Source organism: Bacillus sp. FJAT-14266 (genome assembly GCF_001719225.1).
GTDB lineage: Bacteria > Bacillota > Bacilli > Bacillales > Bacillaceae > Bacillus > Bacillus subtilis.
In genome coordinates this window covers 1,250,404-1,263,632 of the sequence record NZ_CP017072.1, presented here as the reverse complement: position 1 = coordinate 1,263,632, position 13,229 = coordinate 1,250,404, and the positions used below count along the sequence as shown (strand labels likewise).

Annotated in this window: 17 protein-coding genes; 5 read left to right on the top strand and 12 right to left on the bottom strand. The window is 44.5% G+C overall.

From position 1 onward, the window contains the following. Positions 1–8 precede the first annotated feature (8 nt). Together BGM23_RS06580 and BGM23_RS06575 are read right to left on the bottom strand one after the other, a co-directional pair. The gene (locus BGM23_RS06580; RefSeq protein WP_003229085.1) at positions 9–413 is read right to left on the bottom strand and encodes a phage holin family protein; all 405 of its coding nucleotides are present in this window, start codon (positions 411–413) and stop codon (positions 9–11) included. Positions 414–578: 165 nt separating this feature from the next. Beyond that, complete coding sequence (locus BGM23_RS06575; RefSeq protein WP_003229083.1) at positions 579–1,016, bottom strand: Dps family protein; 438 nt, start codon at positions 1,014–1,016, stop codon at positions 579–581. Positions 1,017–1,144: 128 nt separating this feature from the next. Here BGM23_RS06575 and ytzI point away from each other — a divergent pair, with 128 nt between their 5' ends. Continuing rightward, entirely contained in the window at positions 1,145–1,285 is a 141-nt protein-coding gene (ytzI, locus tag BGM23_RS06570; protein WP_003229081.1) for a YtzI protein, read from the top strand. On the opposite strand, the gene BGM23_RS06565 is transcribed toward ytzI, so the two are convergent. Continuing rightward, a complete protein-coding gene (locus BGM23_RS06565) occupies positions 1,279–1,716 on the bottom strand; it encodes a FixH family protein (protein ID WP_004398648.1) in 438 nt (145 codons plus the stop codon). The genes ytzI and BGM23_RS06565 overlap by 7 nt on opposite strands. A gap of 119 nt (positions 1,717–1,835) precedes the next feature. Continuing rightward, positions 1,836–2,309, bottom strand: a complete 474-nt coding sequence (locus BGM23_RS06560) for an S-ribosylhomocysteine lyase (protein ID WP_003219361.1) — start codon at positions 2,307–2,309, stop codon at positions 1,836–1,838. A gap of 128 nt (positions 2,310–2,437) precedes the next feature. Here BGM23_RS06560 and yidD point away from each other — a divergent pair, with 128 nt between their 5' ends. After that, positions 2,438–2,665: a membrane protein insertion efficiency factor YidD gene (gene yidD, locus BGM23_RS06555; RefSeq protein ID WP_003229076.1), complete on the top strand. Its 228-nt coding sequence runs from the start codon at positions 2,438–2,440 to the stop codon at positions 2,663–2,665. Here yidD and BGM23_RS06550 read toward each other — a convergent pair. Continuing rightward, entirely contained in the window at positions 2,662–3,225 is a 564-nt protein-coding gene (locus BGM23_RS06550) for a beta-class carbonic anhydrase (RefSeq protein WP_003229074.1), read from the bottom strand. The two genes, yidD and BGM23_RS06550, sit on opposite strands and share 4 nt — an antisense overlap. Positions 3,226–3,318: 93 nt before the next feature. After that, entirely contained in the window at positions 3,319–3,567 is a 249-nt protein-coding gene (locus tag BGM23_RS06545; RefSeq protein ID WP_003219346.1) for a type B 50S ribosomal protein L31, read from the bottom strand. Between the two features lie 205 nt (positions 3,568–3,772). On the opposite strand from BGM23_RS06545, the gene BGM23_RS06540 reads away from it, so the two are divergent. Genes BGM23_RS06540 through BGM23_RS06530 form a run of 3 tightly spaced genes read left to right on the top strand, consistent with a single transcriptional unit; the run spans position 3,773 to position 6,399 of the window. Then, on the top strand, positions 3,773–5,104 hold the full coding sequence (locus BGM23_RS06540; RefSeq protein ID WP_029318296.1) for a cytochrome ubiquinol oxidase subunit I: 1,332 nt from the start codon (positions 3,773–3,775) through the stop codon (positions 5,102–5,104). A 42-nt stretch (positions 5,105–5,146) separates the two neighbouring features. Then, positions 5,147–6,187 carry a cytochrome d ubiquinol oxidase subunit II gene (locus tag BGM23_RS06535; RefSeq protein ID WP_014480631.1) on the top strand — a complete coding sequence of 347 codons (1,041 nt, stop codon included), beginning with the start codon at positions 5,147–5,149 and terminating at the stop codon, positions 6,185–6,187. Between the two features lie 53 nt (positions 6,188–6,240). After that, entirely contained in the window at positions 6,241–6,399 is a 159-nt protein-coding gene (locus tag BGM23_RS06530; RefSeq protein WP_003229069.1) for a DUF1540 domain-containing protein, read from the top strand. A gap of 18 nt (positions 6,400–6,417) precedes the next feature. Here the strand turns inward: BGM23_RS06530 and mntD are convergent, their stop codons facing one another. From mntD to BGM23_RS06500, 6 genes are all read right to left on the bottom strand, one after another. Then, a complete protein-coding gene (mntD, locus tag BGM23_RS06525; protein WP_029727099.1) occupies positions 6,418–7,305 on the bottom strand; it encodes a manganese ABC transporter permease MntD in 888 nt (295 codons plus the stop codon). Further along, the gene (gene mntC / locus BGM23_RS06520) at positions 7,295–8,602 is read right to left on the bottom strand and encodes a manganese ABC transporter permease MntC (protein WP_032722371.1); all 1,308 of its coding nucleotides are present in this window, start codon (positions 8,600–8,602) and stop codon (positions 7,295–7,297) included. The genes mntD and mntC overlap by 11 nt, the downstream gene beginning before the upstream one ends. A 5-nt stretch (positions 8,603–8,607) precedes the next feature. Then, a complete protein-coding gene (gene mntB, locus BGM23_RS06515) occupies positions 8,608–9,360 on the bottom strand; it encodes a manganese ABC transporter ATP-binding protein MntB (RefSeq protein WP_032722372.1) in 753 nt (250 codons plus the stop codon). A gap of 18 nt (positions 9,361–9,378) precedes the next feature. Continuing rightward, positions 9,379–10,299, bottom strand: a complete 921-nt coding sequence (gene mntA, locus BGM23_RS06510) for a manganese ABC transporter substrate-binding protein/adhesin MntA (RefSeq protein ID WP_032722373.1) — start codon at positions 10,297–10,299, stop codon at positions 9,379–9,381. Between the two features lie 279 nt (positions 10,300–10,578). After that, positions 10,579–11,694, bottom strand: coding sequence for an o-succinylbenzoate synthase (gene menC, locus BGM23_RS06505; protein WP_032722374.1), 1,116 nt, complete (start codon positions 11,692–11,694; stop codon positions 10,579–10,581). Continuing rightward, positions 11,691–13,151 carry an o-succinylbenzoate--CoA ligase gene (locus BGM23_RS06500; protein ID WP_032722375.1) on the bottom strand — a complete coding sequence of 487 codons (1,461 nt, stop codon included), beginning with the start codon at positions 13,149–13,151 and terminating at the stop codon, positions 11,691–11,693. Before BGM23_RS06500 ends, menC begins: the two co-directional genes overlap by 4 nt. Positions 13,152–13,229 lie beyond the last annotated feature (78 nt).

Here is a 13,229-nt window from a genome sequence, read left to right as displayed (position 1 = left end):
GGGAAAAGTTACGGTTTGCGCTTAAATTTATTTTTTAACGTTTCTAAAAGATCGACAAGCATCTGAGGAACCGGTATGCCAAGAGAGCTGGCTGTCACAACAATTTGCACAGATTCATAAAGAATATAAAACATAATAGCCAAGTCACGAATTGATCCCTGTGTATTCAGCAGCTGATCAAAAAAGTGGCATACAGAGATCAGAGCCAGCGTGACTAATTTTTTGACAAGCCGGGCAAATACCTTTTTAAATGACAGTTTGTGAATAATGGTTTCCTTCAAAGTCGTACTGATAAATTCAATTGCCATAAGAGAGAGCAAAATCAGAAATGAATACTGAAAACCTCCAAAGAAAAAACCCGCTGCTGAAACGCTGACTGCTAAAAACGAAAAGATGCCAAAGTCTCTATCCATTTATCCCAACATCCTTTCACAGAAACGGCCTTACGATATTCTATGGTAAACAAGCCGAACGGATTGGATTTTTCAGAAAAATGGACTGGTTGTCGCCTATTTTTCAGATACAAAAAGAAAAGCCGGACGTCTTTTTTAAGACATCCGGCCGTTCTATTTTTGAACTTAACCTAGGTAAGCTTTTAGCATCCAGTTATGTTTTTCAATATTTTGATGGATCGCAAGAAGCATGTCCCCTGTTGTTTCGTCACCGACTTCATCAGCTAAATCCATGCCGTTTTTCAGCTCTTCCGCGATGACTGTGAAATCATCATATACGCTTTGAACCATTTGTTCAGCTGTTTCATTTCCAGCAGCTTCTTTGACAGAAGCCGTTTCTAAGGATTCCTTCATTGTTGCAATCGGTTTTCCGTTCAGCGCCAAAAGACGTTCTGCTAAGTCATCAATATAAGTTGCTGTTTCGTTGTACAGCTCCTCAAACTTTTCATGAAGAGTGAAGAAATCTTTCCCTTTCACATACCAGTGATAATTATGTAGTTTCACATACATGACCGTCCAGTTGGCTACTTGTTTGTTCACTGCTTGAATCAATTGTTCTGACATGGTATCTCCTCCTTGTTATATGACTATGTATACCCTTAATATCGTACGCTAAAACCTCTTTTTTACCCTTATCTGTCACGATTTCTTCTATTATGCTACAATTGTTAAAAAACGGGAGGTGGAATGTCATGACGCTTCTCATTACGATAAGTATTTTGATTGTGCTGGCTGTTTTGCTTGTAACCATTTGGACGACTGTAAAAGCCTATAATGTAAAGCATACCATTGATCCACCACAAGAAAATCACTCTGATTCACACAATCAATGATGATGTGAATGCTCCTCTTCTGACTGATTGCTGGCAGCATCGGCGTCTCCGACTTGGACTTTTAAGGTCGGCATGCTATGCTGTTTTTTTGCTGTGACATGAGATTGGACAGTGTATACACCATCTTCCTTAAACGTCGTTTCCAATCGGTATACGCCTTTTTCTTGTTTCACCTTAAACATTTGGCTTGCGTCTTTTTCCCCTTCTTTCCATACTTCAAACTCTACTTCATCGGCATCCGTCACAGCTTCATCACCATATGATACAGCTGCTTCATAAGCAGCGCTTTCTCCGGGATTTACTTTTTCAGGCCCGGTCAGCTTGACATCCAAAACCTCGGGCGTCTCAGCTGTATTTGCTTTACTTTCACCAGATCCGCATCCATTAAGCAATAAAGCAGAAAAAAGCAGAACAACCAACATCTTTTTCATGCCATCACCCTTTCATCGTTTACCTAAATAGTAGCAAACGCTTACAGCAAATGGTACACAAAATATGAGACGTCACAAAAAAGACCTTTTTGCTTAAGCGCAAAAAGGTCCTTTCTATTTTAGCCAAATACTTTTAGCAATTCTTCTTTATCCTGTGAAAGCCAGAAACGCATTAAACGTTTAGCGCCTTCCAGATCATGAAGCTTCGCTTGGCCGCACTGCTTTTCATTCGCAGCAGGTATTTCTGTAATCTCTACCGCTTCCTTCATTGTGTCTTCAAGCAGATCAACGATTTCCGCTGATGTCGGCTCTCCGCTCACAACTAGATAATAGCCTGTCTGGCAGCCCATTGGAGAAATATCAATGATATCAAAATGATCGTATTTCTCAGCGTGAGAACGAATCGTAAACGCGAGCAAATGCTCGAGTGTGTGGATGGTGTCAGGCTTCATCGCCTGTTTATTTGGCTGGCAAAAACGAATGTCAAATTTATTGACAACGCCGTCTGTTCCCACTTTATGCACGCCGCAATGTCTTACATATGGAGCAACAACCGCATTATGATCAAGCTCAAAACTTTCTACTGAAGGCATAATGGCACTCTCCCCTTTTTTAAAAATGTAATTTCATTATAACATACTTTTCCGATAAGAATTATTGATTAACTTTTCAATCTGTGTTTTTTTTCTTATACTTGCATCAGAAAGGTTGCTGAAGAAACATGAAAACCCTATTCATCGCTCTGATCAGAGGATATCAAAAATTCATCTCGCCCCTGACACCGCCAACGTGCCGCTTTTATCCGACCTGTTCCCAATATGGAATCGAAGCGATTAAAACACATGGCGCTTTAAAAGGCGGATGGCTGACAATCAAACGGATTTTGAAATGCCACCCGTTCCATCCGGGAGGAGTCGATCCCGTTCCTGAAAAGAAACAAAAACATTAATTGTTATAACCGTTTACGATAAGATCCAGTTTTCCGGTTTTAGGATCAATGACTAAGCCATGGACCGGAACGTTTTCAGGGAACAGCGGGTGATGTTTAATAACATCTACGCTGTCTTTCACACTCGCTTCCACTGAATCAAAGCTTTTAAACCATTGATCAAAGTCTACACCGGAGTACTTTATTGTTTCGATGCGTTCTTCCGGAATCCCTCTTGCTTTGATTTTTTCAAGCATGCTTTTGCTGCTGATTTTGCTCATGCCGCAATCGTGATGCCCGATCACACACACCTCATCTGCATTCAGCTCGTACACTGCGACGAGTATACTTCTCATGATGCTTCCGAATGGGTGTGTCACAAGCGCACCGGCACTTTTAATGATTTTCACATCACCGTTTCGCAAATTCATCGCATGCGGCAGCAGTTCAACCAGACGAGTATCCATGCAAGAAAGAATCGCCATTTTTTTATCTGGAAATTTTGATGTTTGATACTTTTCATACTCTCTTTGTTCAGTAAATGTCTTGTTAAATTCGAGAATATCATTTAGAAGACTCATGTTCGTTGTCCCTTTCTATTCTTTTTACTCTTCAATATATCACAACCCTTGTTTATTCGTCATAATAAAAAAAGACAAACCCTCAGGCCTGCCTTATTTCCCCATGTTATAGCGTTTTTTGAACTGCTCAACTCGTCCGCCTTTTTCATTGAATTTCTGGCGGCCTGTATAAAACGGATGCGTGTCAGAGCTTACCTCTACTTTAATGACAGGATATGTGTTTCCGTCTTCCCACTCTGCTGTTTCATTAGATGTTTTCGTAGAGGTGCTGAGAAAACGGTAGCCGCTGTTGACATCCTGAAATATCACTTTGTGGTTCTTCGGATGAATTCCTTCTTTCATGTGAATCTCCTTTCGATAAATCGTAATAATTACGTTTTATTTTATAACCTTACAAACGTTTTGTCAATCTTCTTATATCCTTCCCTCTGTTTTCACATCGTAAACCTCATGGCATTTAAGAATAGGAAGAATAATCTAACCGAGGAAGCAAATAATAAACCCAAAATACATACAGAACGTCTTTTTAGAAAGGTGGTTTACGATTGTGGATGATTTAGTTTTGGCCAGAAGCCTCTTTGGCACGACAATGGGCTTTCATATTATTTTCGCAACGCTTGGAGTCGGTCTCCCGCTCATGATTTTAGTGGCGGAATTGATCTATCAAAAAACGAAAGATGACCATTATGCGATCATGGCGAAAAGATGGACGAAAGCACAAGCCGTTTTGCTGGGGGTCGCCATACCGACCGGAACGATCGCGGGCACTCAGCTCGCGCTTTTATGGCCGGGATTTATGGAAGTCATCGGCCGGGTGATGTCCCTGCCGTTTCAAATTGAAATCTATGCTTTTTTTGTTGAAGCCCTATTCATGTCGATTTATGTATACGCTGCAGACCGTTTGTCACCTGCAATGAGGATTGTTGCTGTTTTCTTTGTGTTAGTCGGGGCAGCAGCATCCGCTGTTCTGATCACGAATGTTCACGCTTTTGAAGGTACGCCCGCCGGTTTTAAAATTTTAAACGGAAAAATTACAGATGTTGACCCGTGGGCTGCGTTTTTTAATCCTAGCTTTTTTATCACTGCCGGCCATGTCGTGCTGTCCGCGTTTATGACCGGTGCGTTTATCGTGGCTTCTGTTGCGGCGTATAAAATGATCCGAACGAGGAAAAAGGAAAAGGTCTATCGCTTTCACCGGAAAGCCCTTTTGCTCGCACTGACGATCGGCGGTATTTTTTCATTGCTGACCGCTTTGAACGGACACGAATCTGCACAGATGCTGTACGAATACCAGCCCGAAAAATTAGCCGGTGCGGAAGGCCTATTTGAAACAAGATCCCACGCCCCGCTCGCTATCGGCGGTTTTACCGACCCGAATGAAGAAAAAGTAAAATGGGCTATCGAGATTCCATGGGCTTTAAGCTTTTTGGCAGCGAACCGTTTTGACACTGTTGTAAAGGGATTGAATGCATTTCCTAGAGATGAATGGCCGCCGCTTTTCATTCACACGCTGTTTAATGCGATGGTGGGTGTAGGCATGCTGCTAATTCTTTATTCCATCATCGGTGTGGTCTGGAGAAAGGTGCTCAAGAAAGACCGTTTCCCAACGTGGCTTTTGATCATTTTCATGACAGCAGGCCCTTTTAGTCTCATCGGCATTGAATTCGGCTGGATTTTCGCATGTACGGGGAGACAGCCTTGGGTCATCTATCATCTGCTGAAAACGTCAGATGTCGTAACTACGACTGGCTCGATCGGGGTGCTGTTCTTATTTTTCACATTTGTTTATGCCGTGTTAGGCGCAGCTGTCGTCTACGTGCTGCTGTATTATTTCCGCAAGCACCCGGTTGACGAAGATTTAAATACAGCGGAGTCGTAATGGCTCCGCAAACAGGAAACCAAATGGAAGGAAGATCGACAAATGGAGATTTCAACTGACGCTCTGATCGCCATCTCAATTATCTGGGGCTTTGTGTTTATTTACGCCGTCATGGCGACAATGGATTTTGGAGCGGGATTTTGGTCTATGATCTATTTAAACAAGGAGCATATGAAGGCCACCGATATTGCGAATCGCTTTTTGTCCCCGACTTGGGAGGTCACAAATGTCTTTATTGTGGCCATCGTCGTGGCGCTTTTCAGTTTTTTCCCCGGCGCGACATTTGTGCTCGGCACCGTTTTATTAATTCCCGGAAGCATGATTTTGCTGCTTTTAGCAATTCGAAGCGGATTTCTCGTTTTTTCAAACACAGCAAAGGAGCGGAAAACGCTAAGATATATTTCCGGCATCTCCGGCTTTATCATTCCTGCTATTTTAATTTTGGTGCTTCCTGTGACACACGGAGGGTTTATAGAAAAAACGGATGGAATCTATAACTTAAATATGTCTAAAATCTTTTCAAGCCCCAACGCCTATTCATTTATCGGGTTTGCGATTTTAAGCACCTTATTTTTGTCCTCGCTGCTGCTTGCAGATGTTTCAAATGTGGCAGAGGAACAGGATGCGTACCGAGCCTACAGAAAAAGCGCCCTGATTACCGGCCCGATTTCACTGTTGTTTGCAGTATGCATTATGGTGACAATGCGGAATGAAGCAAACTGGCTGTACAGCGGAATGATGAATGATTTTACTTGGATTATTGCATCGTTCATTACATTTGTCATTGCTGGAATCGCCCTTTTTCTGCCTAATAAGAGCTTTGGGCAAAACATCGGAAAACCGCGGCTTGCACTTGTCGCGATTGGGATACAGTATTTTCTCGCAAGCTACGCGTACGGGCGGGCGCATCTTCCGTATATGATTTATCCCGATGTGACAGTCATGTCAGGCTTCACAGAGCCAGCAACGTTCAGAGCGCTGTTTGCAACGTATATCGTTGCATTTATCATTCTATTTCCGGGCTTCTTTTTCTTCTGGAAAATGTTTATGCGAGATAAACGCTATATCCGCCAGGAGGAATAGAGGGCAAGCCAGCCGGCTATACTAATCCAGAACCTTTATAAGGAGGGGATGGCATGGAGCAGAAAATTCTATGTGAGGTCAACAACTGTTCTTATTGGGGCAAAGGTAACAAATGCACCGCTGATGCCATTTATGTTGTCAGCCATACTGGTGAAACGGCTGAAAACAGCCGGGAAACAGACTGCAAAACGTTTAAGCCGCATGATTTGTAATTAAAAGAAAGAGCTGCGTCAGCCAGCTCTTTCTTTTTGCATGTTGAGTGTTCTCAGCTTTTTAGTTATGACCCCGTTTGCAGGTGAAAACAAAAAGGCGCTTGCATAACATACACCTGTCATGGCCGCCATCGCTCCTGAAATCGAAACATTAAGCCACGTTGCGAAGAAATAGCCCATGACCGCCGACAGCCCACCAATCAACGCGCTGAGAATCAGCATATAAAGAAGCCGGTCTGTCAGCAAATGTGCCGCAGCAGGCGGAACAATCAGCATGGCCACAACCAATACAGCACCCACCGAATCAAAGGAAGCAACAGTCGTCAGGGACAGCATGCCCATTTGCACGTAATGAATGAGCAAAACCGGTATTCCCAAGGCTAAAGCCATTTGAGGATCAAACGAAGCGATTTTAAACTCCTTATAGCACACACTGATCAACACTACGTTTAAAACCAGAACAGATGCCAGCATCCAAAACGCTTTCGGCCCAATATCAACCCCGAATACCGTCATCGTATTCCACGGCACAAAAGCGATTTCTCCCATTAACGAGTGCTCAATATCGAGATGGACATTCGCTCCATACACAGAAAGCAAAATAACCCCGATTGCAAATAAGGATGTAAACACAACTCCTATGGCAGCATCTGATTGAACCCCCTTGCTATGAAGAAGCTGAACCAAGAAAGCCGTTAACAGACCGGTTGCGGCTGCGCCAATAAACATATAAATCCCATCGAGACTTCCCGTCACTAGAAAAGCGCCGACAATGCCAAGCAACACTGTATGACTGATTGCGTCGGCCAGCATCGCCATGCTTCTCAGCACAAGAAATGTGCCTATCAATCCGCAGCTTACACCGACTAATACACCGGTAGCTATAATCCATGCTTCAAAACTCATTTGCGATCTGTCCCTTCTCGGCATCATGAGACGCTTTTCGAAGCTCAGGCATCCGTCCATACAGCTTTAAGAGTGAATAAAGCCGCTCTCTCGTTTCTCTCGGTAAACGGTCCGGGTCAAAGTAGTCCTGATCGGATTCTATATTGGTAAGTTCCATTTCATGCATGAGATACACTTCATACATCCGCTGCTTCAAAGCTGTGTGATAGCCTTTTTCTATCCCTTTGCTTGTGATTTGCCAAATCCCATTTTCGATACGCTCAATGCACCTCTCTTGTTCCAAGTCATTTAATGCCTTAAGGCATAATGAAGGGGATAGGCGTCTTTTCTTTCTTACACTTTCAACAGTTACACAAAGATTATTCTTTTCATACTGTTCATAAATCGCCAAAAGCACTTGCTCCCTGCTTGTTCTGCGCCGCAGCCTCATCAGCCTTATGGCTTTAGCAGCCAATCCCCGCTTAGGCGCGCAAATCATTGAAACAAGAAAGAGCAGCGTTGCAGATAAGATCATTAATGGCCCTGTCGCCATTCCCTTCATCGTGGTGCTAAGCAGGGTTCCGGCCGCGCCGCTGACCCCGCCTGTAATCCCGGCAATGACGATCATCCCGGTTAACCGTTCGGTCCAATATCTCGCGGTTATGGCAGGTGTAATCAGCATAGCCGCCATTAATATCACACCAACAGTCTGAAGCCCAATGACGACAGCACAGACAATCAGACAAGCCAAAAGCCCGTTTAAAAAACGCACCGGGATTCCTAATCCCTTTGCAAACGCGAGATCAAAAGTAATCAATGTAAATTCCTTAAAGAAAACAATACATAGGAGCAGTAGAACAGCGGATATCCCTGCAATAAGGATGATATCCTGCCTGACCAATGAAGCAGCCTGGCCGAATAAAAAAGAATCAAGCCCGCTTTGGCTTCCCGCCCCCTGTTGCTGAATATATGTCAGCAGAATGATCCCGACGCCAAAAAACACAGAAAGAACAATCCCGATCGCCGAGTCCTCCTTTGTTTTTGAAAGCCGAGGAATCAGCTGAATACAAAACGTTCCGAGCAGTCCGGCGAGCGCTGCCCCCAGCAAAAAGAAAGGCAGTGATTTTTGCCCGGTGAACAGAAAAGCGAGACACACTCCCGGCAGAGCTGAATGGGCCATCGCATCGCCGATTAAACTTTGCTTTCTCAGCAGCACAAAGCTGCCCAAAACACCGCTTGCCGTCCCGAGCAAAAGCGTACCGGCCAGCACCCACTGTGTATTCGGATGCTGGAGCTGCAGCCACAAACTTTCAAACATTGCGCTCACTCCTTATGTCCTTCTGCCAGCACTTTATCTTTTAAAAACGTAAGCCTTCCTCCATATGTTTTTTGCAGGTTTTCGATCGTAAAAACGTTTTCCGTCGGTCCGAAAGCGATTTTCCTTAAATGAAGCAGTAAGATCCAATCGAAATAATCCTCGGCGGTCTGCAGATCATGATGGACGACAAGCACGGTTTTTCCTTTTTCTTTGAGTTCTGCCAACAGCGTCATAATCGCGCGCTCCGTCGCTGCATCAACACCTGCAAACGGTTCATCCATAAAATAAATGTCAGCGTTCTGGCAGAGTGCCCGGGCAAGAAACACCCGCTGCTGCTGTCCGCCTGACAGCTGGCTGATTTGCCTTTTCGCATAATCATGCATCCCGACTTTTGTTAATGCGGCCTTCGCCATCTCCACATCCGCTTTCTTTGGCCTCTTTAATAAACCGATTCTCCCGTATCTTCCCATTAGGACGACATCGAGCGCGCTTGTGGGGAAATCCCAGTCAACCGAGCCGCGCTGCGGAACATATCCGATTCTGGTCCGCTGATCCTTATAGTCTTTGCCGTAAATAGAGATGTCTCCGGAAGCTCGGGGCACAAGACCGAGAATCGTTTTGATCAAGGTTGATTTTCCCGCGCCGTTTGGGCCAATAATGCCAATAAGTTTTCCTTCAGGCACCTGCAGCGAAATATCCTGCAGTACAGGCTTTTTATGATAAGCAACCGTCACATTATCAAGCTCAACAGGGAACATATCCTCCACCTCTTTTCTTTATTTAAGCGCTTTAGTAATCGTGTTGATATTGTGGCGGAACATTCCTTCGTATGTGCCTTCTTTTGTGCCCTTTTCACCCATGGCATCCGAATAAAGCTGACCGCCGATTGTGACTGTATGGCCTTTTTCTTTAGCGCCTTCCACCACTGCATTGATTGATTTTTCAGATACACTGCTTTCTACGAACACAGCTTTTATTTGTTTTTCTGTCAGAAGATCAACCAGCTCCTGAACATCCCTTAATCCATAGTCCGAATCTGTGCTGAGTCCCTGCAGGCCTTTTACCTTAAATCCATACTCATTCCCAAAGTACGCAAACGCATCATGAGCAGTCACAAGCACACGGCTTTTCTCCGGAATATGTGCGATCTCCTGACGCGACCACTTATCTAAATATTGCAAATCTTCTTTGTACTCTTTGGCATTTTTCCGAAAGGCATCTGCGTGCTGAGGCATTGCTTTGCTGAATTGCGCTTCAATTTCATCCACCGCATAGATCCATAACGGAATGCTGAACCAGACGTGGGGATCAAACGTCTTGCCTTCCCCCGCGGGAATAAGCTTATTTTTCGGAATGGCCTCAGCTACTGCCGCCGATTGTTTTTGTTCACCGATTTTTTGGAGCACATCCTCCATTTTCCCTTCCAAATGCAACCCGCTGTACAGAACAACATCGGCAGACATTAATTTTTTCGTGTCACCTTGGGAAGCTTTGTAAAGGTGCGGATCAACCCCCGGTCCCATTAAAGAGGTGACTTTTACATGCTTACCTCCGATGATTTCTGCTGCATCGGCAATTTGAGATGTTGTCGCTGTCACTTGTAATTGCTGATCAGCGCTTTTTCCGGCTGAATCCGTTCCGCATCCCGTTAAAGCAAAGGTCGCAAAAAGTACTGCTGCCATCAGCCCTCGTCTCATATTTCTCCTCCTCTTTACCATCAATGTCCGATTGTTTTATCTTATGTTGTCAGTTCTTAGACATGTGACATTAAATTAGCCAAAAGCATGTTTTATTTACACAGGACAAAAAGTTTCCCTTGTGCAAAATTATCGCGTTTGGCCATTTTTGTCAAGCTAATTTACATAAAAAAACCGGCTGGGTCAGCAGCCGGTCCAAACGAGAAGGGATGTATTCAACGAACACTTTTACTGTAACAGCACAGTGTCATTTATTCAAAATAGCAAAATGCTTTTTTCTTAACCATGCTGTGTGAAAACATCCATTTTGGTCACATATTTTCGCATAATGTCTTGGTTTACCTCAACCCCTAAACCAGGCTGTTTTGACACAGAAATAAATCCATTATCAATACGAATATCAGGAGTTACAATATCTTCATCCCAATAGCGTGAGGATGAAGATATATCGCCAGGTATTGTGAATTGAGGCAGTGAAGCAAGCGCCACGTTCTGCGCTCTTGATATGCCTGTTTCCAGCATTCCGCCGCACCAAACCTCCATATGATGCTCTTGGCATAAATCATGAATTTTTAAGGCTTCTGTTAAGCCGCCGACACGAGAAGGTTTTATATTAATAATTTTGCAGCTTCCTAGCTCAATCGCCCGTCTCGCATCATCAACTGAACAAATGCTCTCGTCAAGGCAAATGGCCGTTTTCAAATGTTTCTGCAGGTGGCGGTGGTCAACGATATCGTCGGATTGAAGGGGTTGCTCAATCATCATTAAATGATAGTCATCAAGCTCCTTTAAACGGCTGATATCCTTCAGTTCGTAAGAGGAATTGGCATCGGCCATAAGCGGGATGTTTGGGAATCGGCTGCGGATGGCCTTGACCAATTCCACATCCTGCCCAGGCTGAATTTTAATTTTTATTCTTTGATAACCTTCTTTTTGATAGCTCTCAATTTCCTTCAGCATATCGTCAAGAGGCGCCAGTCCGACTACCACGCCGGCAGGGACTTTATCTCTTGTTCCGCCCAATGCCTCAGCAAGGGATACGCCCTTCTTTTTGGCATAGATGTCCCATACAGCCGATTCAAGTCCCGCTTTTGCCATCCGATTTCCTTTATAACGCGCCAGGCTGTCCGGCACTTCTGAAGGGTGATTGAATTCACGGCCGACGACATTTGGGATAAAAAAATCTTTTAGCATATGCAAACATGTTCCAATGGTTTCCTCGGTGTACCAAGGCGAAGAGAAAGCGGAAACTTCTCCCCAGCCTGTGACACCTGATGTATCAATGGCTTCCACGATCAGAAATTTACGCTCTTGAAGCGTTTCGATACTGTTTTTAAACGGTTTCTTTAAGTTCATGCTCAAATGGTAAAGCGTGATTTTTTCTATTTCGATCATAGCAGTTCTCCTTTACGCGCATCCTTCAGCTGATTTCGCAAGAGCTTATTAGACGCATTGCGCGGCAGGCGGTCAAGCACAAAGAATTTTGCCGGAATTTTATACTTCGCCAAGCGTTCTTTGCAGTAGTCAGTCAATTCTCCTGCGCTCACAGGCTTGTGAAGGACAAGATAGGCGTGAGGCACTTTCCCCCATTTTTTGTCCTCAGCCCCTGAAACCCCGGCTTCGGCCACAGCGGGGTGTGAAAGCAGCACTGACTCCACTTCGGCCGGATAAATGTTTTCTCCGCCGGATATGATCAGATCTGAACGTCTGTCTAATACATATAAAAAGCCTTCGCTGTCCAAATAACCAAGATCACCTGTTTTCAGCCAGCCATTTTGAAAGGAGGCTTCATTTGCGCTCTCTCGGTTAAAATAGCTTTTCATAACATTCGGGCCTTTGACCATGATTTCACCGTGTACAAACGGTTCACATGCCTGTCCGTCCCGCTCTATTTTGATTTCACATGAAAACAGCGGTTTCCCCGCAGATCCGAGCTTTTCCATACTGAATTCCGGCGACAGGGTAACAATTTGTGAGCATGTTTCTGTCATTCCATATGACTGAAAGACAGGGAATCCTTTCTCACGGCATTCCTCAAGCAATGGCAGAGGTGCAGGGCCGCCGCCGAGAAGAATGCATCTGATGGATTCAGGGCAGCGGCTTGTTTCTTCCAAAAGACTGGCCAGCATAGTCTGCACCGCAGATATCATTGTCACTTCATGCCTATTGATAGAATCCAGCACATCACTTACGGAAAAACGCTGGTGAAGCACGACAGTCATTCCATAGATCACAGATTTGAATAATGCGGACAAGCCGCTGATATGAAAGAGCGGCAATGCGATAAGCCAGCGGTCTTGTTCTGTTATACCCAAATTAAGCGCGGACGACACCGCACTGAAATAGTGGTTTCCGAACGTTTGCTGAACTCCCTTGGGCTTTCCTGTCGTACCCGACGTATACATCAGCGTTGCCGTTGCATCCATTTGCATATAAGCCTCGATCTCAATTTCCTCTGCTGCTTCTTTCATCAGTTCATCCACATCAATCGTTTGAACGATGTGTTCATATTCTTTCTTCTCAAAGCTTGAATCTGTCAATAAAAAGCCGGATCCCGAATCCTCCAGCTGAAACAGCCTTTCATGTGTTGACAGCTTCGTATTCAAAAGCACCGCCTTAACACCAAGCAAAAAACAAGCGTGAACGGCGTATACCATTTCCGCACAGTTTTGGAGCAAAATAGCCGCAGTATCCCCTTTCCGAACCGAATGAGCGGCAAGCTGTTCAGCCATTCGCTTAGATGCGGCAAATAATTCTGCAAATGTCACGGTTTGGTCTCTATAAATGAGAGCGATTCTCTCAGGTGTCAGCTGTGCCCGCTGCATGAGCCAGTTGGGCTGTTCTGTCAGCATGTCATCATCTCCGAGGTAAAATGTCTGTATTGAAAAGAAAACAGCTTGGACCGCAAAGTCTCAAGCTGTTGGTTTACT

Bases quoted from the DNA above. Each gene is read 5' to 3' on its own strand.
- yidD (WP_003229076.1), top strand. From the start codon at position 2,438: ATGAAAACCCTATTCATCGCTCTGATCAGAGGATATCAAAAATTCATC.
- BGM23_RS06565 (WP_004398648.1), bottom strand. From the start codon at position 1,716: ATGAAAAAGATGTTGGTTGTTCTGCTTTTTTCTGCTTTATTGCTTAAT.
- mntB (WP_032722372.1), bottom strand. From the start codon at position 9,360: ATGTTCCCTGTTGAGCTTGATAATGTGACGGTTGCTTATCATAAAAAG.
- ytzI (WP_003229081.1), top strand. From the start codon at position 1,145: ATGACGCTTCTCATTACGATAAGTATTTTGATTGTGCTGGCTGTTTTG.
- BGM23_RS06530 (WP_003229069.1), top strand. From the start codon at position 6,241: ATGGAGCAGAAAATTCTATGTGAGGTCAACAACTGTTCTTATTGGGGC.
- BGM23_RS06550 (WP_003229074.1), bottom strand. From the start codon at position 3,225: ATGAGTCTTCTAAATGATATTCTCGAATTTAACAAGACATTTACTGAA.
- mntD (WP_029727099.1), bottom strand. From the start codon at position 7,305: ATGAGTTTTGAAGCATGGATTATAGCTACCGGTGTATTAGTCGGTGTA.
- BGM23_RS06580 (WP_003229085.1), bottom strand. From the start codon at position 413: ATGGATAGAGACTTTGGCATCTTTTCGTTTTTAGCAGTCAGCGTTTCA.
- mntA (WP_032722373.1), bottom strand. From the start codon at position 10,299: ATGAGACGAGGGCTGATGGCAGCAGTACTTTTTGCGACCTTTGCTTTA.
- mntC (WP_032722371.1), bottom strand. From the start codon at position 8,602: ATGTTTGAAAGTTTGTGGCTGCAGCTCCAGCATCCGAATACACAGTGG.
- BGM23_RS06535 (WP_014480631.1), top strand. From the start codon at position 5,147: ATGGAGATTTCAACTGACGCTCTGATCGCCATCTCAATTATCTGGGGC.
- BGM23_RS06575 (WP_003229083.1), bottom strand. From the start codon at position 1,016: ATGTCAGAACAATTGATTCAAGCAGTGAACAAACAAGTAGCCAACTGG.
- BGM23_RS06560 (WP_003219361.1), bottom strand. From the start codon at position 2,309: ATGCCTTCAGTAGAAAGTTTTGAGCTTGATCATAATGCGGTTGTTGCT.
- BGM23_RS06500 (WP_032722375.1), bottom strand. From the start codon at position 13,151: ATGCTGACAGAACAGCCCAACTGGCTCATGCAGCGGGCACAGCTGACA.
- BGM23_RS06545 (WP_003219346.1), bottom strand. From the start codon at position 3,567: ATGAAAGAAGGAATTCATCCGAAGAACCACAAAGTGATATTTCAGGAT.
- menC (WP_032722374.1), bottom strand. From the start codon at position 11,694: ATGATCGAAATAGAAAAAATCACGCTTTACCATTTGAGCATGAACTTA.